The sequence below is a fragment of the Micromonospora sp. NPDC047740 genome (assembly GCF_043204735.1).
In the GTDB taxonomy this organism is placed as follows: Bacteria; Actinomycetota; Actinomycetes; order Mycobacteriales; family Micromonosporaceae; genus Micromonospora.
The window spans coordinates 20,007-43,624 of record NZ_JBIDCT010000004.1 but is presented as its reverse complement, the minus strand read 5'-3'; the positions used below and the strand labels follow the sequence as shown (position 1 = coordinate 43,624).

At 73.7% G+C, this 23,618-nt stretch carries 18 protein-coding genes; 12 read left to right on the top strand and 6 right to left on the bottom strand.

Annotated features, from left to right (window positions below; translation table 11 throughout):
* Positions 1-62: 62 nt before the first annotated feature.
* Positions 63-1,361, bottom strand: coding sequence for a DUF58 domain-containing protein (locus ACGF4F_RS09385; RefSeq protein WP_357435162.1), 1,299 nt, complete (start codon positions 1,359-1,361; stop codon positions 63-65).
* A gap of 1 nt (position 1,362) precedes the next feature.
* Complete coding sequence (locus ACGF4F_RS09380; RefSeq protein WP_073833913.1) at positions 1,363-2,412, bottom strand: MoxR family ATPase; 1,050 nt, start codon at positions 2,410-2,412, stop codon at positions 1,363-1,365.
* A gap of 394 nt (positions 2,413-2,806) precedes the next feature.
* On the opposite strand from ACGF4F_RS09380, the gene leuS reads away from it, so the two are divergent.
* The gene (gene leuS / locus ACGF4F_RS09375; RefSeq protein ID WP_393076180.1) at positions 2,807-5,647 is read left to right on the top strand and encodes a leucine--tRNA ligase; all 2,841 of its coding nucleotides are present in this window, start codon (positions 2,807-2,809) and stop codon (positions 5,645-5,647) included.
* Positions 5,648-5,837: 190 nt separating this feature from the next.
* On the opposite strand, the gene ACGF4F_RS09370 is transcribed toward leuS, so the two are convergent.
* Genes ACGF4F_RS09370 through ACGF4F_RS09355 form a run of 4 tightly spaced genes read right to left on the bottom strand, consistent with a single transcriptional unit; the run spans position 5,838 to position 9,274 of the window.
* On the bottom strand, positions 5,838-6,599 hold the full coding sequence (locus tag ACGF4F_RS09370) for a phosphotransferase (RefSeq protein WP_393076177.1): 762 nt from the start codon (positions 6,597-6,599) through the stop codon (positions 5,838-5,840).
* Positions 6,596-7,321 carry a TVP38/TMEM64 family protein gene (locus ACGF4F_RS09365; protein ID WP_393076174.1) on the bottom strand — a complete coding sequence of 242 codons (726 nt, stop codon included), beginning with the start codon at positions 7,319-7,321 and terminating at the stop codon, positions 6,596-6,598. Before ACGF4F_RS09365 ends, ACGF4F_RS09370 begins: the two co-directional genes overlap by 4 nt.
* Positions 7,318-8,037 (bottom strand): glutamine amidotransferase, encoded by a 720-nt coding sequence (locus ACGF4F_RS09360; RefSeq protein ID WP_357435170.1) that lies wholly within the window; start codon positions 8,035-8,037, stop codon positions 7,318-7,320. The genes ACGF4F_RS09365 and ACGF4F_RS09360 overlap by 4 nt, the downstream gene beginning before the upstream one ends.
* Complete coding sequence (locus ACGF4F_RS09355; protein ID WP_357435322.1) at positions 8,027-9,274, bottom strand: MurT ligase domain-containing protein; 1,248 nt, start codon at positions 9,272-9,274, stop codon at positions 8,027-8,029. Before ACGF4F_RS09355 ends, ACGF4F_RS09360 begins: the two co-directional genes overlap by 11 nt.
* 355 nt (positions 9,275-9,629) lie before the next feature.
* Here ACGF4F_RS09355 and mraZ point away from each other — a divergent pair, with 355 nt between their 5' ends.
* From mraZ to ACGF4F_RS09300, 11 genes are all read left to right on the top strand, one after another.
* Entirely contained in the window at positions 9,630-10,061 is a 432-nt protein-coding gene (gene mraZ, locus ACGF4F_RS09350) for a division/cell wall cluster transcriptional repressor MraZ (RefSeq protein WP_357435173.1), read from the top strand.
* 203 nt (positions 10,062-10,264) lie between these two features.
* Positions 10,265-11,371 (top strand): 16S rRNA (cytosine(1402)-N(4))-methyltransferase RsmH, encoded by a 1,107-nt coding sequence (rsmH, locus tag ACGF4F_RS09345; protein WP_393076818.1) that lies wholly within the window; start codon positions 10,265-10,267, stop codon positions 11,369-11,371.
* Positions 11,368-11,961, top strand: a complete 594-nt coding sequence (locus ACGF4F_RS09340) for a hypothetical protein (protein WP_073833907.1) — start codon at positions 11,368-11,370, stop codon at positions 11,959-11,961. Before rsmH ends, ACGF4F_RS09340 begins: the two co-directional genes overlap by 4 nt.
* Before the next feature lie 3 nt (positions 11,962-11,964).
* Positions 11,965-14,184, top strand: a complete 2,220-nt coding sequence (locus ACGF4F_RS09335; RefSeq protein ID WP_393076170.1) for a peptidoglycan D,D-transpeptidase FtsI family protein — start codon at positions 11,965-11,967, stop codon at positions 14,182-14,184.
* Between the two features lie 52 nt (positions 14,185-14,236).
* Entirely contained in the window at positions 14,237-15,850 is a 1,614-nt protein-coding gene (locus ACGF4F_RS09330) for a UDP-N-acetylmuramoyl-L-alanyl-D-glutamate--2,6-diaminopimelate ligase (RefSeq protein WP_393076167.1), read from the top strand.
* Positions 15,847-17,244 carry a UDP-N-acetylmuramoyl-tripeptide--D-alanyl-D-alanine ligase gene (murF, locus tag ACGF4F_RS09325; protein ID WP_357435178.1) on the top strand — a complete coding sequence of 466 codons (1,398 nt, stop codon included), beginning with the start codon at positions 15,847-15,849 and terminating at the stop codon, positions 17,242-17,244. Before ACGF4F_RS09330 ends, murF begins: the two co-directional genes overlap by 4 nt.
* Positions 17,241-18,365, top strand: coding sequence for a phospho-N-acetylmuramoyl-pentapeptide-transferase (gene mraY, locus ACGF4F_RS09320; RefSeq protein ID WP_357435180.1), 1,125 nt, complete (start codon positions 17,241-17,243; stop codon positions 18,363-18,365). The genes murF and mraY overlap by 4 nt, the downstream gene beginning before the upstream one ends.
* Positions 18,366-18,641: 276 nt before the next feature.
* Complete coding sequence (locus tag ACGF4F_RS09315) at positions 18,642-20,057, top strand: FtsW/RodA/SpoVE family cell cycle protein (protein ID WP_393076815.1); 1,416 nt, start codon at positions 18,642-18,644, stop codon at positions 20,055-20,057.
* Complete coding sequence (murG, locus tag ACGF4F_RS09310) at positions 20,057-21,163, top strand: undecaprenyldiphospho-muramoylpentapeptide beta-N-acetylglucosaminyltransferase (protein WP_393076163.1); 1,107 nt, start codon at positions 20,057-20,059, stop codon at positions 21,161-21,163. The genes ACGF4F_RS09315 and murG overlap by 1 nt, the downstream gene beginning before the upstream one ends.
* Positions 21,164-21,248: 85 nt before the next feature.
* On the top strand, positions 21,249-22,739 hold the full coding sequence (gene murC, locus ACGF4F_RS09305) for a UDP-N-acetylmuramate--L-alanine ligase (protein WP_393076160.1): 1,491 nt from the start codon (positions 21,249-21,251) through the stop codon (positions 22,737-22,739).
* Positions 22,736-23,554 carry a cell division protein FtsQ/DivIB gene (locus ACGF4F_RS09300; protein WP_393076157.1) on the top strand — a complete coding sequence of 273 codons (819 nt, stop codon included), beginning with the start codon at positions 22,736-22,738 and terminating at the stop codon, positions 23,552-23,554. Before murC ends, ACGF4F_RS09300 begins: the two co-directional genes overlap by 4 nt.
* Positions 23,555-23,618: the final 64 nt, after the last annotated feature.

Here is a 23,618-nt window from a genome sequence, read left to right as displayed (position 1 = left end):
GCGCCCCGGTGCTGAGCCAAATGGTTCGCTCGCTCCGCTCCCTCACGGGACCACCCTTCCGGTCATCGCACGCCTCCGGCCACCGTCTCGGCCAGCGCCGCCCGCAGCGCGAAGCCCTGCGAGCCGCGGGCCGCCTGCGGCCAGAGCACGGGCAGCCGGTTGCCGTGCTCCACGCCGATCACCCGCCACCCGCTCTGCAACAGGGCGAGCGCGGCGGTGCCGTGCGCGTGCTCCGCCTCGCTGCGGGCCTTCGCCGGCAGGTTGAGCCAGGTGGTGCTGTCTAGCAGGAAGCCGACGCAGGTCGCGCCGTTGCCGCGCAGCCCGGCCAGCAGCTCCGCCTCGGCGGTGCTCAGGGTGCCGAACAGCGCGATGATCAGGCCACCGTCGGCCCGCTGCCGGACCTGCTGCACCAGCGTGGTGAGCTCACCGCGCCTGTCGAGGCGTACCTCGGCGAGGTGGTCGAGGAGCAGGCCGTCGCCGGCCGCCTCGGTGGCGCCCACGTCCGCACCGGAGCCGGTGACCAGGCGCAGCTTGTAGCCGGCCTGGCGCAGGTGTACGGCGATGCTGGCGGCGGCGGAGACCGTCCACTCGAAGCTCGCCGTCGGGCCGTCGCCCCGGTGGCCGGCGGCGCGGGTGTCCAGGACCACCGTGGCCCTGCTCTCCCAGGGCTGCTCCTCCCGGCGCACCATCAGCTCGCCGGTGCGCGCGGTGGACTTCCAGTGCACCCGGCGCAGGTCGTCGCCCACCCGGTACTCCCGGGTGGCCGCGTCGTCCTCGCCGTGCACCGCGACCGACCGGGCCCGGCTGTCGCCGCTGCCGGCGTACTCGCCGGGGAGGCGGACCGCGGGCAGCGGAGTGACCTGCGGGATCACGGTGAGGTGGTCGATGCTGGGGAAGGCCCGGCTGAGCTCGCAGAGCCCGAACGGGTCGGTCAGCCGGACCACCAGCGGGCCCACCTCGTACCGGCCGCGCACGTCGGCCCGGACGGTGTACGCCACCGAGCTGGCCTGGTGCGCGCCGAGCCGCTCCAGCACCACCCGGGGCCGGCTGCCCAGCGCGTACGGCAGCCGATCCTCCAGCAGCAGGGTGCCGGTCGGCAGGCGGGACAGGTTCTGCAGCCGCAGCACCACCCTTGAGCTGGCCCCGACCGGCACCCGGTGCGGTTCGAGGGACCGGCTGCAGGCGAGCTTGTACCGGCTGCGCCCCACGTACGCCGCCGCGAGCAGCGGCAGGACGGCGAGCAGGACGGCCACCCGGAGCAGGTCCTTCTCGCCCAGGATGCCGGCGGAGATCGCGGCGGCGACCGCGGCTGCCAGGAACGAGCGGCCGCGGGTGGTCAGTCCTCGCAGCCCGTCGCGCACCTCACGGCCTCCGTGGCTCGTACGGCCCGCGACCGGTGCCGCCGGGCCGGGTGTCGTACGGGGAGCGCTTGCGGTCGTTCGGCAGCGGCAGCCGGTGCACCAGCTCGGCGACGATCGCGTCGGTGGTGCGCCGGGCGAGCTGCGCGTCCGCGGTCGGGATGATCCGGTGCGCCAGCACCGGCACCGCGAGGGCCTGCAGGTCGTCGGGGAGGACGTAGTCCCGGCCCTCTAGGGCGGCCACCGCGCGGGCGGTGCGCAGCAGCTGCAGGGTGGCCCGCGGGGACGCGCCGAGCCGCAGGTCGGGCGCCTCGCGGGTGGCGGTGACCAGGTCGATCGCGTACTGCTTGACCGCGTCGGCGACGTGCACCTGCCGGACGTGGCCGATCAGCTGGCGGACGGTCGCCGCGTCGGAGACCGGGCGCAGCTCGGTCAGCGGGTCGGTGGCCCCGTGGCCGTCCAGCATGGCCAGTTCGGCGCCGGCGTCCGGGTAGCCCATCGCGATCCGGGCGGTGAACCGGTCGCGCTGCGCCTCCGGCAGCGGGTACGTGCCCTCCATCTCGATCGGGTTCTGCGTCGCGATCACCATAAACGGGGTCTGCAGCTGATAGGTGACCCCGTCGACGGTGACCTGCCGCTCCTCCATGCACTCCAGCAGGGCGGACTGGGTCTTCGGCGAGGCCCGGTTGATCTCGTCGCCGACGACCAGGTTGGCGAAGACCGCGCCCGGCCGGAACTCGAAGTCGTGCGTCTCCTGGTTGTAGACGCTGACCCCGGTGACGTCGCTGGGCAGCAGGTCGGGGGTGAACTGGATCCGCCGCACCGAGCAGTCGATCGAGCGGGCCAGGGCCTTGGCGAGCTTGGTCTTGCCGACGCCGGGCACGTCCTCGATCAGCAGGTGACCCTCGGCGAGCAGCACGGCCAGGGCGAGCCGGACCGTGGCGGTCTTGCCCTCGATCACCTGCTCGATGTTGGCCACGATGGCCTCGCTGGCGGCGCGGAACTCGTCGTGCGGCAGCAGACCGCCCACCTCGTCCCAGGTCTGTTGTGTCACGGGCCTCCTCCTCGTCGCCTGAACGGCAGCGCTGAATAGAGCACCTGGACCCGCCGTTTGGTTCGCGACGTCGAGCCACGTCTGCCGCAGAAATCTCACTGGCCTCTCAGGCTAACCATGTTTGTCGTTGTCGCCGACCCCCGCAGCCGGTCGGTCGGTTACGCCCGAAATATTCGCCGGACCGGGGGACGAGTCCCGCCCCGTGGATCGGGCGAGATAGTCGCTGGGCAGGCGGGGTACACTGCCGGACATGGCCGGAGTCTTCCTGCTTCTTACCCAGCCGTGCTGATGCGCTGAACGCGCGACAGCACGGCGGCCCCTCCTGCGCGAGGGGCTTTTTTGTGCCCGCAGGAGATCTCCCACTACCCGACTTGACCCGCGCCGAGGAGACGCCATGAGTGAGGCAGCCGCACCGGCGACCGACATCCCCCCGTTCCGCTACACCGCGGCCCTGGCCGACGAGATCGAGCACCGCTGGCAGGACACCTGGGAGCGGGACGGCACCTTCCACGCGCCGAACCCGACCGGCCCGCTGGCCGACCCCGGCCACCCGCGGGCGGGTGCGGAGAAGCTGTACGTGCTGGACATGTTCCCGTACCCGTCGGGCGCCGGCCTGCACGTCGGCCACCCGCTGGGCTACATCGGCACCGACTGCTTCGCCCGCTACCAGCGGATGGCCGGGCGCAACGTGCTGCACGCCATGGGCTTCGACGCGTTCGGCCTGCCCGCCGAGCAGTACGCGGTGCAGACCGGCACCCACCCGCGGACGACCACCGAGGCGAACATCGAGCGGTACAAGGCGCAGCTGCGCCGGCTGGGGCTGGCCCACGACGAGCGACGCTCGGTGGCCACCATCGACACCGACTTCTACCGCTGGACCCAGTGGATCTTCCTGCAGATCTTCAACTCCTGGTACGACCACCAGGCGCGGAAGGCCCGCCCTATCGCCGAGCTGATCGCCGAGTACGAGGGGGGCAACCGGCCCACTCCGGACGGCCGGCCGTGGGCCGAGCTGACCGTGGCCGAGCGGCGCAAGGCCGTCGACGACCACCGGCTGGCGTACGTCTCGGAGGCGCCGGTGAACTGGTGCCCGGGGCTGGGCACCGTGCTGGCCAACGAGGAGGTCACCGCCGACGGCCGCTCCGAGCGGGGCAACTTCCCCGTCTTCAAGCGGAACCTGAAGCAGTGGATGATGCGGATCACCGCGTACGGCGACCGGCTGCTGGACGACCTGGACCAGCTGGACTGGCCGGAGCCGATCAAGCTGATGCAGCGCAACTGGATCGGCCGCTCGCAGGGCGCGCACATCGACTTCCCCGCCGACCGGGAGTCCATCCGGGTGTTCACGACCCGGCCGGACACCGTCTTCGGGGCCACCTACCTGGTGCTGGCCCCCGAGCACGAGCTGGTCGACGGGCTGGTGCCGGCGGCCTGGCCGGAGGGGACGAAGGAGTCCTGGACCGGTGGGCACGCCAGCCCCCGGGCGGCCGTCGAGGCGTACCGGAAGGCCGCCGCGGCCAAGACGGACGTGGAGCGGCAGGCGGAGACCCGGGAGAAGACCGGCGTCTTCGTCGGCGGGTACGCGACCAACCCGGTGACCGGCGGGCGCATCCCGATCTTCATCGCCGACTACGTGCTGGCCGGCTACGGCACCGGCGCGATCATGGCGGTGCCCGCCCAGGACGAGCGGGACTGGGACTTCGCCGAGGTGTTCGACCTGCCGATCGTGCGTACCGTGCAGCCGCCGGAGGGCTTCGCCGGCAAGGCGTACACCGGGGACGGCCCGGCGATCAACAGCGCCGCGCCCGACCGCGGCGTGGACCTGAACGGCCTGGGGGTGGCCGACGCCAAGGCCCGGATCATCGACTGGCTGGAGGCGAACGGGCACGGCACCGGCGCGGTGACCTGGCGGCTGCGGGACTGGCTGTTCAGCCGGCAGCGCTACTGGGGCGAGCCGTTCCCGATCGTGTACGACTCCAGCGGCGCGCCGATCGCGCTGCCCGAGTCGATGCTGCCGGTCGAACTGCCCGAGGTGGATGACTTCTCGCCGAAGACGTTCGACCCGGACGACGCCGACTCGAACCCGGAGACGCCGCTGTCCCGCCGCCGCGACTGGGTGGAGGTGGAGCTGGACCTGGGCGACGGGCCGAAGCGCTACACCCGGGAGACCAACGTGATGCCGCAGTGGGCCGGCTCCTGCTGGTACGAGCTGCGCTACCTGGACCCGACGAACGGCGAGCGGTTCGTCGACGCGGAGAACGAGCGGTACTGGATGGGACCGCGCGGCGCCGGCGACTGCGGGGGAACCGACCTGTACGTGGGCGGCGCCGAGCACGCCGTGCTGCACCTGCTGTACGCCCGGTTCTGGCACAAGGTCCTGTACGACCTGGGCCACGTCTCCAGCTTCGAGCCGTTCCGGAAGCTGTTCAACCAGGGCTACATCCAGGCGTACGCCTACACCGACGCCCGCGGCGCCTACGTTTCCGCCGCCGACGTGGTGGAGAGCGACGGCGGCTTCTTCCTGGGCGACGTCCAGGTCAACCGCGAGTACGGCAAGATGGGCAAGTCGCTGAGGAACGTGGTCACTCCGGACGAGATGTGTGCCGCGTACGGCGCGGACACCTTCCGGGTCTACGAGATGTCGATGGGCCCGCTGGAGGTGTCCCGGCCCTGGGAGACCCGGGCGGTGGTCGGCTCGTACCGGTTCCTGCAGCGGGTCTGGCGGGCGATCGTCGACGAGCAGACCGGCGCGGCGCGGGTCGTCGACGCACCGGCCGACGAGGAGACCCGCCGGCTGCTGCACCGGATCGTCGACGGCGTCCGCGGCGACATGGAGGGGATGCGGTTCAACACCGCGATCGCCAAGCTGATCGAGCTGACCAACGGGCTGACCCGGCTGTCCGCCACGCCGCGCGAGGTGGCCGAGCCGCTGGTGCTGATGCTGGCGCCGTTCGCCCCGCACGTCGCCGAGGAGCTGTGGCAGCGGCTGGGCCACGACACCTCCCTGGCGTACGCGGACTTCCCGACCGCCGACCCGGCGCTGCTGGTCGCCGCGACGGTGACCTACCCGGTGCAGGTCAACGGCAAGGTGCGGGGCCGGATCGAGGTTCCCGCCGACGCGTCGGAGGAGTCGGTCCGGGCGGCCGCGCTGGAGGCGGTGGCCGGCACGCTGGCCGGCAAGGAACCCCGCAAGGTCATCGTGGTCCAGGGCCGCATGGTCTCCGTCGTCGCCTGACCCGCCGCTGATCCGCCGCGCGCCTCGCGCGCTCGTCCGATGCGTCGCGCAGTTGCACGGAAAGAGTGGCCATTCCGCGGAGAATGACCACTCTTTCCGTGAACGAGGGCGATCGAGGAATCGGGGTGGGCACCCCGGGACCGGTCCACCTGGTGGGTGGGGTGGAGCCGACCGGGTGGACGCCGGTCCGTCAGCGGATGCCGAGTGCGGCCTCGACCGCCGGGCGGTGCCGGAGCAGCCACTCCTGCCAGCTTCGTACCCCGTCGACGGCGCCGGCCGCGCGGAGCCGGCGCATGCCAGGCTCGTCGCGGTCGGCGCCGGCGTCGATGCCGCGCCAGGTGCCCTCGATCTGGTCGAGCATGACGTCGAGCAGTTCGTCGCGGGGGAGCGGGACGGTCAGCCCTGCTGCCTGGTAGCCGTCGCAGAGCAGCCGGCAGCGGCGGCCCAGCTCCGCCGGGTCCGCGCCGTCGCCCAACTCGGCCCAGTGCCAGCCGGCGAAGGCGACGTCCTCGATCCGGCGGCCCGGCCCGGCCAGGTCCCAGTCCAGCAGGGCCACCGGCAGCAACCCGGCCGGGGTGTCCCGGTAGACGGTGTTCTTCGGGGACAGGTCCCGGTGGCAGACGGTCTCCGCGCCACCGGCCAGCTCCGTGCCGGCGCAGGCGTCGTGCAGGGTACGGATCAGCCCGCCGAGGCGGGTCAGCACAACGTCGGAGAAGAAGGCCGGATCCTCGCGTTCCCGCCAGGGCACCCGCCCGTCGAGGTGGGTCAGCACCTGCCGCCCGCGCTCGTCCAGGCCGAGATGCCGGGGCGCCAGTCCCGGGGCGGCGGTGGCCAGGTGCCCCAGCAGGGCCGCCACGTAGTCGAGGTTCGTCGGGGCGGTGCGGCGTACGGTGTCGCCGACCCGGCTCACCTCGGCGATGAAGCCGCCCGGCAGCCGCTCGTCGGTGGTCACGCCGGCTCAGCTCGGGACGCGCGGCGCCGCCGCTCGGCGCGCCACCAGCGGTGCACGATGACCACGCTGGCGATCAGGCCGAGGCTGGCCGGGGCGGCGGCGTACCAGTTGATCTCGCCGGGGGAGCTGACCGCCGCACCGATCGCCGCGTACCCGACGGCGGTGGGGACCGCGGCGATCACGCTGCCGGCCAGGAACGGCAGCACCCGCGCGCCGGTGGTGCCGTAGCCGTAGCTGACCAGCCCGAAGCCGGCGATCGGCAGTAGCCGGACGGTGACCACCCCGAGCACGCTCTGCCGGGCGAACCAGCCGTCCAGCCGGGCCAGCCGCCCCCGGACCCGCTCGGCCACGAACTCCCGGCCGAGCAGGCGGCCGACCGCGAAGCCGAGCGCCGCCGCGAGCAGCGCCGCGCCGAGGGCGTACGCGGCACCCGCCACTGGGCCGAAGATCGCGCCCGCGGCGAGCGTGACGAAGGTACGCGGAACCAGTGCCACCAGCAGCAGCGCGCCGCCGAGGACCGCCGCCACCGGGGCGTACCCGCCGAGGGAGTGGGCGAGCCGGGGCAGCTCGGCCGGGGCCGGCCGGGGCAGCACCAGCAGCGCCACGGCGAAACCGCCGAGCAGCAGGAGCAGCAGCCCGAACCGGCGGGCGGACGGCTGCCGGAGGATCCGCGCGAGCCGTGCGGATGACCGCCGGAGCAGCTCCGGGGCGGCCGGGATCATGCCCGGGCGGCGGCCACCGCGGCGCGGCGCTCGGACCGGAGCCGCTCGGCCCAGGTGTCGTCGAGCGCAGGCAGCTGGTGGGCGCCGGTGGCCCAGCGCAGCAGCAGGTCGGCCAGGGCCGGGTTGCGGGCCAGGGCCGGGCCGTGCGAGTAGGTGCCGAGCAGCTTGCCCCGCCAGGCGCCCTCGGTCGCCCCGTCGTTGCCGACGCCGGCGGTCACCCGGGCCACCGGCGACACCCCCGGACCCAGGTGGGTACGCCCGCCGTGGTTCTCGAAGCCGGTCAGGTACGGGATGCCCAGCCGTGCGTCGACCTCGCCGGCCAGCTCGCCGACCGCCCGGGTGGGACCCCGGTCGGAGGCGATGTCCAACAGCTCCAGCCCGGCGTACTTGGCGCCCTTGGCGAAGAAAGAGGTGCCGAGGAGTTGGTAGCCGGCGCAGACGCCGAACACCACCGAGCCCTGCGCCACCGCCCGGTGCAGGCCACCGTCGGCGATCAGCCGCTGCGCGCCCAGCGCCTGCGGGCCGTCCTCGCCGCCGCCGATCAGGTAGATGTCGGCGGTGGCGGGCAGCCGCTGGTCGGAGCGGACCTCCAGCACCTCGACCGGCATGCCGCGCAGCTGGGCCCGCCGGGCCAGGATCAGCGCGTTGCCCCGGTCCCCGTAGGTGGAGAGCAGGTCGGGGTAGATCCAGACGATGCGCAGGCTCTCAGTTGACACGGTCCAGCTCCGCTCGGATGTCCTGGAAGGCGGTGTAGTTGGCGATGACCTCCAGGCGGCCCGGCGGCACCGCCCGGACCGCCTCGTCGAAGCTGCGCACGTGCTGGAACGGCACGCCGTTGACGTCGAGCCGGACGGCGAGGTCGTACGCCCGGTCGCCGGTGATCAGCACCTGCCGGCCGCGCAGCGGGGCGAAGTCGACGTCGAAGAGCCAGGAGGTGTCCAGCCCGTCGGGGTCGCGCGCGTTGATGGAGAGCAGGGTCGGCGCCTCGTCGGCCATGTCGAACGCCTCCAGCCAGCTCGCCGGGTTCTTCGCCAGGAGCAGCCGGATGTTGCGCCCGTCCCGGTCGACCTGGGCGTAGCGGCCGGCGACCGAGGTGACCGTGCCGAGTCGGGAGACCGCGTCCACCGGCCGTACGCCGAACTCGGCGGCGACCGCCAGGGCGGTGGCCGCGTTGCCCAGGTTGACCCGGCCGGGGAGCTGGAGCTGGATCTTGTGCCAGGCGCCGGTGGGGTCGAGCACACCGTCGTCCTCGACGGTCCACTGCGGTGCGGGCCGGCGCAGCGGGCAGCCGGTGCACCACCACTGGTCACCTGTGCGCTGGATGGTGGCGCCGCACTCGGGGCAGACCCACGAGTCGTCGTGCCAGCGCTGGCCGGCGCTGAACCAGGTGACCTTGGGCGGGATGTGACCCTGGGCCGGGTCGGCCGGCGGGGTGGCGGCCCAGACCACCATCGGGTCGTCGGCGTTGGCGACCACCCGGACGTCGGGGTGCCGGACCAGCGCGGCGCGCCAGAGCTGCGCCATCATGGCGACCTCCTTGGCCCGGTCGAGCTGGTCGCGGGAGAGGTTCAGCAGCGCCACCACGTGCGGCTCGGTGGCCTCCAGCACCTGGGCGAGGTAGTGCTCGTCGACCTCGAGCACCGCGTACGGGGTGCTGCCGGCCTTGGCCAGTGCCGAGGTGTGGCCGGTGGGCATGTTGGCGCCGAAGGAGTTGGTGGCGACCCGGCCGAGCACGCCGACGGCGGCGGCGGTGAGCCGGGTGGTGGTGGTCTTGCCGTTGGTGCCGGACACCAGCGCGATGGCGCGACCCGCCGACAGGTGCGCGAGCAGGTCAGGGTCGATCTTGAGGCCGATCCAGCCGCCGATCACCGAGCCGTCGCCACGACCAGCGGCCCGCGACAGCGCCGCTGCGGTCCGCGACACCGAGCTGGCCACCTTCGCCCGTAGGGGCATCTTCGCGTCCGTCACCCGAGCGAGGTTACCGGACCCCGGGGCCCGCCAGATCGCCGCCGACGGCGATCCGTTCGGCCGGGGACACCCGGCGGACGGCCATCGGGCGTTCGGCCGGATGGAGTCGATCTATGTCGGGTAGCGGACCCGCCCCGCGAGCCGTCGCCGCCCTCCACTCCGCCCCACCCCATTTGACGTGCTCTTTTACGCGCGAACGCGACGCGCCACGCGGGCGTTTCTGGTTGCAGGTGGAGGGAAGTGGAGTAGAGTGGGGCGCGATGGTGAGGCCGGGAGGGCCACACCGGCCCGGGGGGTCAGCGGCGCCGCGAACGCCGCTCAGGGCGAGGGGGTTGGGCCGATGTTCCTCGGCACCCACACCCCGCGCCTGGACGACAAAGGCCGGTTGATCCTGCCGGCGAAGTTCCGGGACGAACTGGCGGGGGGTGTCGTGATCACAAAAGGGCAGGAGCGCTGCCTCTACGTCTTCCCGATGCCCGAGTTCCAACGAATCGCCGACCAGTTGCGCGCGCAGCCGATGACGAGCAAGACGGCCCGGGCCTACAGCCGGGTCTTCTTCGCCAGTGCGCACGACGAGGTGCCGGACAAGCAGGGGCGGGTCACTATCCCCGCACACCTGAGGTCCTACGCCGCCCTCGACCGGGATCTGGTCGTGATCGGCGCGAGCACCCGGGTGGAGATCTGGGACAAGGCGGCCTGGGAGGCCTACCTCACGGAGAGCGAAGACGACTTCGCCGACATCGAGGAGGGGGTGCTGCCGGGCGGTCTGTAGGGCGTGACGACGCCCGACGTACTGCGAGATCTCCAGCCGCTTTCGAGTTCCTGGCACCCCTTCCCCGGTGCCAGGCGCACGATCCAACCGGAGGGCCGCGGCCTCCGGCGGGCGGGAGCGGATGGGGATCTGGCGGTATGACGAGGCGTCGTGGCGACGACAGACGCGATACGGACGGAAGGTTTCAACCAGTGGGGGTCGACATGGGGGAGCTACGCGGCACGCACGTGCCGGTGCTGCTCGAGCGGTGTCTCGAGCTGCTCGCCCCGGCGCTGGGCCGGAAGGGCCGGACCGTGCACGTCGACGCCACGCTGGGGCTGGCCGGGCACGCCGAGGCGGTGCTGGCGGCGCACCCGAACGCGGTGCTGATCGGCCTGGACCGGGACACCGAGGCCCTCGCCCACGCGCGGGTCCGACTGGCCCGGTTCGCCGACCGGATCCACCTGGAGCACGCCGTCTACGACGAGCTGCCCGAGGTGCTCGACCGGCTCGGGTACCCGGCGATCGACGGGGTCCTGTTCGATCTCGGCGTCTCGTCCCTGCAACTCGACGCGCCCGACCGCGGGTTCGCGTACGCGCAGGACGCGCCGCTGGACATGCGGATGGACCAGACCCGGGGGGTGACCGCCGAGGAGGTGGTCAACACCTACTCGCACCCCGAGCTGGCCCGGCTGCTGCGGGTGTACGGCGAGGAGAAGTTCGCCGGCAAGATCGCCTCGGCGATCATCCGGGAGCGCGAGCGCGCCCGGATCACCTCGTCGGCCCGGTTGGCCGAGCTGGTCCGGGAGAGCATCCCGGCACCAGCCCGACGAACCGGCGGACACCCGGCAAAGAGAACGTTTCAGGCTTTACGGATCGAGGTAAACCGGGAACTGGCAGCGCTGGAAGCGGCGCTGCCGGCCGCGCTCGACAAGCTCACCGTGGGCGGCCGCATGGTGGTCCTGTCCTACCACTCGCTGGAGGACCGGCTCACCAAGCAGGCGCTCGCCGATCGGGTCCGCAGCAAGGGCCCGATCGACCTCCCGGTCGAACTGCCCGGGTCGGGCCCGACGTTCCGGCTGCTCAGCCGGGGCGCCGAGCTTCCCGGGGAGGCGGAGGTCGCCGCGAACCCGCGCGCCGCGTCGGTGCGGCTGCGGGCAGCGGAACGGCTCGACCCGGAGGCGGCCCGGCAGGGGCGTACCGACCGCGAACGGTACCGCCGCCGGGTGAAGGCGATGCACCAACCGGGGACGGGGTCACCGGGGTCCGTACCGGACCCGTCGGCCCCGGGGGACGGGAACGGGACGGACGACGAGGGGGAGGGGACATGAACGTCAACACGCGCGACGGCCGGGACGCCGTCGGGCAGCGTGCACCGCGGTCGGGGGGCCGGACCGCGGCGCAGCGCACCACGCGAACCGCGACGGCGGGGGCCGACCGACGCGACCGCCGGGAGGAGACTCGCGCCCGGGGGGCGCGCGAGTTCGCCACCGAGGGCACTGCCGCGCTGCGGCCGGCCGAGCGGACCCGGAACACCGGTGCGGCGTCGCCGCGGCTGCGGGTCGCCCCGCCACCGCCGGTGTCCGTGCCGCGGGCGCCGTTCGTCGGGCTGATCCTGGTGCTGGTGGTCGGTGGGGTGCTGGGCATCCTGGCGATCAACACGAAGATCAACGAGAACGCGTTCAAGCTGGAGAAGCTTCAGCAGGAGCAGGCCAAGCTCGACGTGGACCAGCAGCGGCTGAAGCAGGAGATCGCGGAGCAGGAGGCACCGGGCAACCTGACCGCCAACGCCCGCAAGCTCGGCCTGGTGGAGTCCGGCGATCCGGCGTACATCCGGCTGCCGGACGGGCAGATGATCGGCGTGCCGCACCCGGCGCAGGGTGCGCCCGCCGTCACCAGCCAGCAGGGCAACGGAGGCTGAGCCGTGCCGCCGAGATCGGAGGAACCGCGCCGGGACGCCACAGGCTCCCGGCGCGGTTCGTCCCATGGCCGGGGCGCCGACCCGCGCTCCGGGGAACCGGGCGTCGGCGGGATCTCCGACGCCCGGGCGTACACGCCCCGAGGGCGGACCATCCGGGAGGGCGGCGGCGCCGCCCGGACCGGCGGGGGTGCCGAGCAGCGGCGTACCCCGCGCAGCAGCCGCTCCGGTGACCCGTTCCGGCCGGCGCTGCAGGTGCTCGACGGCGGCCGGGCCGGGGCGACCCGCGCCGGCCGCCGGGACACCGCGGGCGGCCGGAGCGGCGTGGTGCGGACCGTGTCGGCGCGTCCGGCCCGGGAGCCCTTCGACGACGACGAGGCGCCGGCACCGCGCCGCCGCCCGGCCCCGCGCCGCCCGGCCCGGCCGGCCGCCGCCGCCCGCCGGCCGTCTCGCAAACCGCGCCGGCCGCCGAAGCTGGCCGACCCGCGCCGCCGGCTGCGGCTCGGCACGCTGCTCGCCCTCGCGCTCTTCGCCACCATCGGCATCCGGCTGGTCTTCCTGCAGACCGTGGACACCCCGGCGTACGCCGACGGCGGGCTCGCGAACCGGCTCACCGTGGTCGAGCTGCCGGCCCCGCGCGGGGCCATCTACGACTGGAAGGGCGAGCCGCTGGCGCACAGCGTCGAGGCGCGCTACGTCTTCGTGGACCCGACCAAGGTCAAGGACCCGTTGGCCACCGCGAAGCTGCTCTCCCCGCTGCTCGGGATGCGGGTCACCGAACTGGCCGACAAGATGAAGGAGCGCACCCTCCCCGGCACCACCATCAAGTCCCAGTTCGAGTACCTGGCCCGCGGGGTCGACATCGACAAGGCCAACCAGATCATGGCACTCGACCTGGCCGGCATCGGCACGCACCGGGACGAGAAGCGCGAGGTGCCCGGCGGCGATCTGGCCGCCAACCTGATCGGCTTCACCAGCCAGGACATGAACGGCCTGGAGGGACTGGAGGCGAAGTACGACGACCTGCTGCGGGGACAGCCCGGCCGGAAACGGTACGAGGCGGGGCAGGGTGCCCTGGCCGCGCCGATCCCCGGCGGCTACAGCGAGACCACGCCGGCGAAGCCCGGCAGCTCGCTGGGGACCACGATCGACCGTGACCTGCAGTTCCAGGCCCAGCGGATCCTGTCCACCCGGATGGCCCAGACCCGGGACAGCGTGGGCGCGGCGGTGATCATCGAGGTGCCCTCCGGCGAGGTGCGGGCCCAGGTGAGCTACCCCGGCTACAGCGCAACCGAGCCGACGAAGGTCAACTCGCCGAGCGACCGGGCGGACGCGGCCACCAGCTTCGTGGTGGACCCGGGCTCGATCCACAAGGCGATCACCTACGGCGCCGCCCTCCAGGAGGGCGTGATCACCAAGGACACGGTCTTTCCCGTCGCGAACACGATCACCAAGGGCGGGGTGCCCTTCCGGGACACCCACCCGGCGAACGGGCGGCGGATGAGCATTCCCGGCATGCTGGCGTTCTCGTCCAACGTCGGGACCATCGAGATCGCCGAGAAGCTGGGCCGGGACCGGCTCATCGACTACCAGAAGCGGTTCGGGCTGGGGCAGCCTACCGGCGAGGGGATGCCCGGGGAGGCCTCCGGGCGGTTGCTCCCCGCCGACCAGTGGAGCGGTTCGGCGTACGGGTCGGTGCCGATCGGGCACAGCGTGGACGCCACGCCGTTGCAGATGGCCGCCGCGTACGCCGCCATCGCCAACGACGGGACGTACGTCCAGCCGCACCTGATCAAGGACGTGATCGGCCCGGACGGGAAGCGGACGCCGGGACCGAAACCGGTCACCCGCTCGGTGCTCAGCCCGCAGAACGCCGCCGCGCTGCGCACCATGCTGGAGGCGGTCACCACGGTCGACGGCCCGGAGGGCTCGGCCACCGGCCTGGCCGCCGCGGTCCCCGGCTATCGGGTGGCCGGCAAGACCGGCACCGGCCTGCGGTATGTCGACGGAAAACGGCAGCCGGGCGAGGTCCACTCGTTCATCGGGATGGCCCCCGCGGAGAAGCCGCGGTACGTGGTGGCGGTCTTCGTCTGGAGCCCGGGCGGGGAGGTCGGCGGGGTGGCCGCACCGGCCTTCCGGGACATGATGGGCTTCACTCTCGCGCACTACCGGGTGCCGGCCTCGCCGACCAACAAGTCCCCCAAGTTCGAGGTCTTTCCGCGCTGAGCGGGCACCGGGAGACATCATCGGTGAGTGGCGACGAACCACCGGGGCGGCTGTGCGCTCGGGACCGGACGACCGGGTAGGGTCTGACGCCGTGCCCGGCAATCCACGTCCCCGTACCGTGCATCCCGTCCGGCTCGGCGACCTCGCCGCCCGGTTGCGGGCGAGCGCGCGGAGCGAGCTTCCGAGCCCCGCAGCCGCGAGCGAACGACAGGGTCAGCTGCCTCCGGAGGCCGCCGACGTGGCCGTCACCGGGGTGACCCACGCCAGCCAGGAGGTCCACCCCGGCGACCTGTACGCGGCCCTGCCCGGCGCCCGCCGGCACGGCGCGGAGTTCGCCGCAGCCGCGGCCGAGGCCGGCGCGGTGGCCGTGCTGACCAACCCGGCCGGGGTGGCGCTGGCCGCCGACACGGGCCTGCCCACGCTGGTGGTGGACGATCCCCGGGCGGTGCTCGGCGAGGTCGCCGCCACGGTGTACGGCGATCCGACCGCCGGCCTGACCGTGATCGGCGTCACCGGCACCGCCGGCAAGACCTCCACGAGCTACCTGATCGAGTCCGGGCTGCGCGCCGCCGGGCACACCACGGGCCTGGTCGGCACCGTGGAGACCAGGCTCGGCGACCTGGTGATCGACAGCGTCCGGACCACCCCGGAGGCGACCGACCTGCACGCCATGCTCGCCGTGGCCCGGGAGCGGGGGGTCGACGCGGTGGTCATGGAGGTGTCCAGCCACGCGCTGGCCATGGGGCGGGTCGGCGGGGTCCGGTTCACCGTCGGCGGCTACACCAACTTCGGCTCCGACCACCTGGACTTCCACGCCGACGAGGCGGACTACTTCGCCGCCAAGGCGAAGCTCTTCGACGGGCGCTGCCAGGTCGAGGTGCTCAACCACGACGACCCGGCGCTGCGCCCGCTGCTCAAGCCGGCGACCGTGACCTACTCGGCGGCCGGCGACCCGACCGCCACCTGGTGGGCCGACGGCGTGGACGGCGAGGGGTACGCCCAGCGCTTCACCGTGCACGGCCCGGACGGGCTGACCCTGCCCACCGGCGTCTCGCTGCCCGGGCGGCACAACGTGGCCAACGCCCTGCTCGCCATCGCCACCCTGGTGGCCGCCGGGGTCGACCCGGCCACGGCGGCCCGCGGGGTGGCCGCCTGCGGCGGGGTGCCCGGGCGGCTGGAACTGGTCAGCGGCGACGCCCCGGTGCTCGGGGTGGTCGACTACGCGCACAAGGCCAACGCCATCGAGGCGGTGCTGACCGCCCTGCGGGACCTGACCACCGGCCGGCTGATCTGCGTGCTGGGCGCCGGCGGCGACCGGGACCGGGGCAAGCGGCCGGTGATGGGGGCGGTCGCGGCGACCGGAGCCGACGTGGTGCTGGTGACCGACGACAACCCGCGCACCGAGGAGCCGGCCGCGATCCGGGCCGAGGTGCTGGCCGGGGCGTACGCGGCGAACACCGCCGCGCGGATCATCGAGGCGCCCGGCCGGCGGGCCGCGATCGAGGAGGCGGTCCGGTTGGCCGAACCGGGTGACATCGTGGCCCTGCTCGGCAAGGGGCAGGAACGCGGCCAGGAGATCAACGGCGAGGTGCTGCCGTTCGACGACCGGGTGGAGCTCGCCGAGGCGCTGCGGGTCCGGTTCGGCGACCTGGTGGGGCGGCCATGATCCCGCTGACCCTGGCCGAGGTGGCCGCGGCCGTCGACGGGCGGCTGGTCGCCGCCGACCCGGACGCCCGGGTCACCGGGTCGGTCGAGTTCGACTCCCGCAAGGTCGGCCCGGGCGGCCTCTTCGTCGCCTTCCCCGGCGAGCAGGTGGACGGGCACGACTACGCGGCCGCCGCGGTCGACGCCGGGGCGGTGGCCGTGCTCGGCACCCGCGAGGTGCCGGGCGTGCCGATGGTGCTGGTGGCCGACGCGCTCGACGCGATGGGGCGGTTGGCCCGCACAGTGGTCGACCGGCTGCCCGGACTGACCGTGATCGGGCTCACCGGGTCGTCCGGCAAGACCACCACCAAGGACCTGATCGCCCAGCTCGCGGTCCGGCTCGGCCCGACCGTGGCGCCGCCCGGCTCGTTCAACAACGAGCTGGGGCACCCGTACACGGCGCTGCAGGCCGGCCCGGAGACCCGATACCTGGTCATGGAGAAGGGCGCCCGCGGGGTGGGGCACGTGCGCTACCTGTGCGAGGTGGTGCCGCCGCGGATCTCCGTGGTGCTCAACGTCGGGGTCGCGCACATCGGCGAGTTCGGCTCGGTGGAGACCATCGCCCTCGCCAAGGGAGAGCTGGTCGAGGCGCTGCCCGCCGACGGGCTGGCCGTGCTGAACGCCGACGACCCGCTGGTCGACGCGATGGCGGCCCGCACCGAGGCCCGGGTGGTCCGGTACGGCGAGTCGGAGCGGGCCGACGTGCGGGCGGTGGACGTGACGCTGGACGGGCGGGGCCGGCCGTCGTACACGCTGGTGACCCCGGAGGGGAGCGTGCCGGTGCGGCTCGGGCTGACCGGGCGGCACCAGGTCTCCAACTCGCTGGCCGCCGCGGCGGTCGCCCGCGAGCTGGGGATGCCGCTGGCCGAGCTGGCCGCCGCCCTGGGTGAGCTGGGCCTGGTCTCCACCCGCCGGATGGACGTCTTCGAACGCGCCGACGGGGTCACGGTGATCGACGATTCGTACAACGCCAACCCGGCCTCGATGGGCGTGGCGCTCCGGGCGCTCGCCAGCCTGGGCGGGCGGGGGCGTACTGTCGCGGTGCTCGGCTACATGGCCGAGCTGGGGGACTTCGAACGGGAGGGACACCAGCAGGTCGGCCGGCTCGCGGCCGAGTTGGGCGTCGACCGGCTGCTCGTGGTGGGCGAGCCGGCGGCGCCGATCCACCACGGGGCGACAGCGGTAGGCAACTGGGGAGGAGAGTCGGTGCTGCTCACCGATCAGGCGGCGGCCGTCGAGGTGCTGCGGAGCGAGCTACGTCCGGGTGACGTGGTCCTGGTGAAGGGCTCCCGGTACCGCACGTGGGAGGTGGCCGACGCGCTGCGCGCGGACGCCACCGAGGGGGCCGCCTCATGAGGGCGGTCATCGTCGCCATCGGGGTCGCCTTCCTCATCTCGCTGTTCTGCACCCCGATCGCGATCAAGGTGTTCACCCGGCTCAAGGCCGGCCAGCCGATCCGGGCCGAGGGCCCGGCAATGCACCAGGGCAAGAAGGGCACGCCGACGATGGGCGGCGTGGTCTTCATCCTGGCCACGGTGATCGCGTACGTCGCCGGCCACCTCGCCCTGACCACCCTGCCGGACGCCCAGATCGCCCAGGTCGAGCCGACCATCACCGCGCTGGTGCTGCTGGGGCTGATGGTGTTCTCCGGCGCGGTCGGCTTCATCGACGACTTCCTGAAGGTGCGCAAGCGGCACAGCGGCGGCCTCAACAAGCGCGGCAAGCTGGCCGGCCAGATCCTGGTCGGGGCGATCTTCGGCGTCGTCGCGCTCTACTTCCCGAGCACCATGTACGACGTCAGCGGCAACCGGACCAACGCCGAGACGGTGGGCAGCACCACGCTGAGCTTCATCCGGGACATCCCGGCGCTGGAGATCGGCAAGATCGCCTCGGTGATCGTCATCATCCTGGTGGTGATGGCCGCGACCAATGGGGTGAACCTCACCGACGGCCTCGACGGCCTGGCCACCGGCGCCTCGGTGATGGTGCTCGCCGCGTACGGGCTGATCGCGTTCTGGCAGTACCGGCACTGGTGCGCCGACCCGAACTACACCGAGGCGTACTGCTACACCGTCCGGGACCCGCTGGAGATCGCCCTGATCGCCGGGGCGGCGGCCGGCGCCTGTGTGGGCTTCCTGTGGTGGAACACCTCGCCGGCCCGGATCTTCATGGGCGACACCGGGGCGCTCGGCCTGGGCGGCCTGATCGCCGGCATGGCGATGTCCACCCGGACCATCCTGCTGCTGCCGATCATCGGCGCGCTCTTCGTGATCATCACGATGTCCGTGGTGATCCAGATCATCTCGTTCCGGACCACCGGCAAGCGGGTGTTCCGGATGTCGCCGCTGCAGCACCACTTCGAGCTGGCCGGCTGGAGCGAGGTCAACATCGTGGTCCGGTTCTGGATCATCGCCGGCATCGGCGTGGCCATCGCGCTGGGCCTGTTCTACAGCGAGTTCCTCGCCGCGGTCAGCTGAGCGCAGCCGTGCCGGGCCCCGGCCGACGGCCGGGGCCCTTTCCGCTTCGGCAGGTCCCCGCTGGTGACCACCGGTCCGGTGGCAGGCCGTCTCCCGCCCCGACACGCCGACCGGGCGGTTGCGCCACGGGCGGGCGGGTCGAGCCGCGATGATGGGCGGGTGGGGGAGGGACGAGACACCGAGGGCACCACCGACACGCAGAGCAGACGGGCACCGGCCGCGACCCGGCCGGCCGAGCCGCCGGCCCCGTCGCTCGGGCTGGACGCCGCCGGCGGGCTGGCCGCGCTGCGCGGCCTGCTGGCCCGGCCGTTGGCCTCCTATTATCTGCTGCTCTCCAGCGCCGGCCTGCTGCTGCTGATCGGCCTCACCATGGTCTTCTCGGCGACCAGCGTGAAGGACTACGCCGAGGACGGCGACGCCTCGGCCTCGCTGGTCCGGCAGACCGTCTTCGCGGTGATCGGCATCGTGGCGTTCTGGGCCTGCCAGCGGCTGCCCGCCCGCACCTTCCGGGCGATCGCCCGGCCCTTCCTCGGCGTGGCCGTGGTGCTGTTGCTGATCCTCAACCTGCTGGTGGCGCTGGAGGCGCTGTTCCGGGTGAAGTCGGTCGGCCCGCTCGAGGCCAACCTGCTCTGGCTCTGGTTCGGCCCGGTCTCGGTGCAACCGGTCGAGGTGGCCAAGTTCGCGCTGGTGCTCTGGGGCGCGCACGTGCTGGCCCGCAAGGGCGCCGCGCTGGGCTGGTGGAAGGAGCTGGCCACCCCGCTGTTCCCGGTGGTCGGGCTGCTCTCCGTGCTGGTCGGCTACAACGACCTGGGCAGCATGCTCTGCCTGTTGGCCCTGGTGGTCGGCATGCTCTGGGCGGCCGGCGTACGGAGGCGGGTCTTCGCCGCCCTCTCCGCGGTCGGCCTGCTCGGCGTTGGCCTGCTGGTCGCCGCCGCGTCCCTGGGGGCCGGCTCGGGTTCGCGCGATGCCGACAACTACCGGCTGACCCGGCTCACCTCGTTTCTCGACCCGCCCGACCCGAAGACCTGCTTCGAGGAGCAGTTGGAGGGCTGCTACCAGCTCGTCCAGGCCCGCTACGCGCTCGGCCACGGCGGCTGGTTCGGTGTCGGGCTGGGCAAGAGCACCTTCAAGTGGGCCTGGCTGCCCGAGGCGCACAACGACTTCATCTTCGCGATCATCGCCGAGGAGTTGGGCGTGGTCGGCTGCACCGTGGTGCTGGTGCTGTTCGCCGTGCTGGCGTACACCGGGCTGCGGATCGCCCGGCGGGTGGAGGACCCGTTCCGTCGGCTCGCCGCGGCCGGCGTCACCGCCTGGCTGGTCGGCCAGGCGGTGATCAACATCGGCGGGGTCACCGGACTGCTGCCGCTGACCGGCGTGCCGCTGCCGTTCATCTCCGACGGCGGCAGCGCCCTGGTGGTCACCCTGGCGGCGGTCGGCATGCTCGCGTCCTTCGCCCGGGCCGAGCCGGACGCGGCCCGAGCCCTGCATGCCCGTCCGCCGGCCCGGTGGGTCCGACTACTCTGGGCCCCGTTGCCGCCGCTTCCCGGCCGGCGCCGCCGCCCGGCGACGCCATCGGCGGACCGTGGGTCCGTACCCCGGTCCCGGTCGCGGCGGGAGGACGACCAGGCCGCAGCCCGCGCCGCCCGGCGGGGCCGGACGCGCGCCGGGACGGCGAGCGAGAGGAGACGCTGATGGGTCCGCTGCGTTCGGTGGTGCTCTGCGGAGGAGGCACCGGCGGGCATATCTACCCGTTGCTCGCCTTCGCCGACTGCCTGCGCCGACACGACCCCAGTGTCCGGATCACCTGCCTCGGCACACCCAAGGGACTGGAGAACGAGCTGATCCCGCCGGCCGGCTACGACCTGCGGCAGATCCCCGCCTACCAGTTGCCCCGCTCGGTCAACATGAGCCTGGTCCGCACCCCGGACCGGATGTGGAAGGCGGCCCGCGCGGCGGGCAAGGTGATCGACGAGGTGCGGGCCGACGTCGTGGTCGGCTTCGGGGGGTACGTCTCGGTGCCCGGCTACCTGGCCGCGTGGCGCCGGGAACTGCCGATCGTCATCCACGAGGTGAACGTGCCGCCGGGTGTGGCCAACCGGCTCGGGATGAAGTTCACCAAGCACGTCGCGGCGGGCTTCCCGCACCAGCCGGCGCAGGCCGAGTCGCTGCGCAACGCCCGGGTGGTCGGGGTGCCGCTGCGCCGCGGCATCGCCGGCCTGGACCGGGCCGCCATGCGCAACGCCGCCCGCGCCCACTTCGGACTCCGTCCCGACCTGCCGGTGCTCTTCGTCGCCGGCGGCTCGCAGGGCGCCCGCTCGATCAACCTGGCGGTCTCCGGCGCGGCCAAGGAGCTGGCCCGCAACGGCGTGCAGGTGCTGCACGTGATCGGCGCCCGCAACGAGCCGGTCTCCGTCCCGACCGACCTGCCGGTGTCGTACGTGACCCTGCCCTACCTGTCCGAGATGGAGCTGGGCTACGCCGCCGCCGACCTGATGCTGGCCCGGGGCGGCGCGATGACCTGTGCCGAGGTGGCCGCCATCGGGCTGCCCACCATCTACGTGCCGTACCCGCACAGCAACCAGGAGCAGAAGCGCAACGCGCTGCCCGTGGTGGAGGCCGGTGGCGGGCTGCTCGTCGACGACGCCGAGCTGACCCCGGGCTGGCTGGAGCGGACGGTCATCCCGCTGGTCCGGGACCCGCAGCGGCTCGCCGCGATGGGTGCCGCCGCGGCCGCGTACGGCCGGCGCGACGGCGACGTCGCCCTGCTGAACTTCGTCTACGAGGCGGTGGCTCGGTGAGCGCGAGGAGTGAGCTTGCGAGCCCCGCAGCCGCGAACAACGACGGCATTGTGACGGTCGTCCCCGCGACGGGAAGGTACCTCTCATGAACACCGCGCAGTTCACGCCCGCCGGCACGATGACCGCGGAGGACCTGGGCCGGATCCACCTGATCGGGGTCGGCGGGGTCGGCATGAGCGGCCTGGCCCGGCTGTTCCTCACCCGGGGCCTGCCGGTCTCCGGCAGCGAGCTGCGGGAGTGGCCGTCCCTGGCCGGCCTGCGGGCGCTCGGCGGCACCATCCACATGAGCCACGAGGCGGCGAACCTCGACGGGGTGGACACCGTGGTCTACTCCTCGGCCATCCCGCAGGACCACCTGGAGATGGTCGAGGCGCGCCGGCGGGGGCTGCGGGTGCTGCACCGCTCCGAGGCCCTCGCGGCCGCGATGACCGGCCGCCGGACGGTGGCGGTCGCCGGCACCCACGGCAAGACCACCACCACCTCGATGGTCACCATGGTGCTCCAGCAGGCCGGCACCGACCCGTCCTTCGTGATCGGCGGGGAGATCTCCGAGGTGGGCTCCGGCGCGCACCACGGCACGGGTGAATACTTCGTGGTCGAGGCGGACGAGAGCGACCGCTCGTTCCTCATCTACCGCCCGTACGTCTCGATCATCACGAACATCGAGGCGGACCACCTCAACACGTATGGCGACCTGGCCAACCTGGAGGCGACGTTCGCCGACTTCGCCCGGCTCACCGACCCCGCGGGGTTCATCATCACCTGCGCCGACGACCCGGGCGGGCGGCGGCTGGCCGAGACGCTGCGCGCCGAGGGACGTCGGGTGTGGACGTACGGCGAGTCGCCCGACGCCGACCTGCGGCTGAGCGGGATGGCGTCCTCCGCTCAGGGGGTGCGCTACCTGGCCGAGATCGACGGCCGGTCGCTGGGCGAGATCCGGCTGCCGGTGCCGGGGCGGCACATGGGGCTGAACAGCGCCTCGGCGGTGCTCGCCGCCTACCTGCTCGAGCTGCCGATCGAGGCGGCCGAGGCGGCGCTGGGCGCGTTCCCCGGCGTCCGGCGGCGCTTCGAGCGCAAGGGCGTGGCGGACGACGTGCTGGTCTACGACGAGTACGCGTACCACCCGACATCGATGACCCTGGCCCTGCAGACGCTGCGCGAGGTGGCCGGCGAGGGCCGACTGCTCGTGGTCTTCCAGCCGTACCGGCTCTACCGCACGCGTGACCTCCAGGCGGAGATCGCCGCCGCCCTCGGCATCGCCGACGAGCTGGTGCTGCTGGAGGTGTTCGGCCCGGGCGAACTGCGCCAGCCGGGTGAGGGCTCGGTCGCGCTGCTCGCGGCGGTGCCGCTGCCGGCCGACCGGAAGGTCTTCGTCGAGGCCTGGGACGACGTGCCGGCCGAGGTGGCCCGGCGGGCCCGCCCCGGCGACGTCGTGGTGACCATGGGCGCGCCGCCGATCTCGCTGATGGGCGACCAACTGCTCGACGCCCTGCTGGCCCGCACCGGCGTGGCGAGCGACGCGGCGGCGATCGGCACCGGCGTCGGTCCGGACGGCGCGGCGGCCGCGGCCGGATGAGCCCCGGCCCGGCGCGCGGCCGGACCCCGGGCCAGGACGGCGGGGCCGGGCGGCGCAGCCCGGTGCGCCGATGGCAGTTGGTCCGGGCCGGTGCCGACGCCGTCCCGCCGTCGACCCGGCGGTTCATGGCCCGGGCCCGGCGGCGGCGGATGCGCGCGGCGCTGCCCTGGGCGGTCGCCGTGGGCGTGCTCGCGGTCGCCGGGCTGGTGGCCTGGGCCGTGCTGGGCACCGGCCTTTTTGGGGTCCGGCAGGTCCGGGTGATCGGCGCGAAGCTGGTCACCCCGGTCGAGGTGCGCGACGTCGTGGCGATCCCGGACGACACGCCGCTGGCCCGGGTGGACCTGGCGGCGGCGGCCCGGCGGGTGGGCACCCTCGCCCCGGTGGAGCGCGCCACGGTGGAACGGGACTGGCCGGGCACCCTGGTGGTCCGGGTGGTGGAGCGGACCCCGGTGGCGGTGGTGCCGCAGGGGGACCGGTACGCGGTGATCGACGGGGCCGGGGTGCCGTTCCAGGACCTGCCCCAGGCCCCGGACGGGCTGCCGGTGATCCGGGTCGGCCGGCCGGCGGCGGACGACCCGGGCACCCGGGCCGGGCTGGACGTGCTGGCCGCGCTCAGCCCGCGGCTGCGCGCCGAGCTGGTCTCGGTGGACGTGGCCGGGCTGGCCCGGATCACCCTGCGGCTGCATGAGGGCCGGACGGTGGTCTGGGGGGACGCGACCCGCGGCGCGGACAAGTCCAAGGTGGCCACCGCGCTGCTCGGTCGGAAGGCCGACACGATCGACGTCAGCGCCCCGGACGTGGTCACCTTCCGGTGATCCGCCGGTCAGCGAACGGGTCGCCGCGCGCTGATCGCCCCGTCGGCGAGTGTGTCGCCGCCCG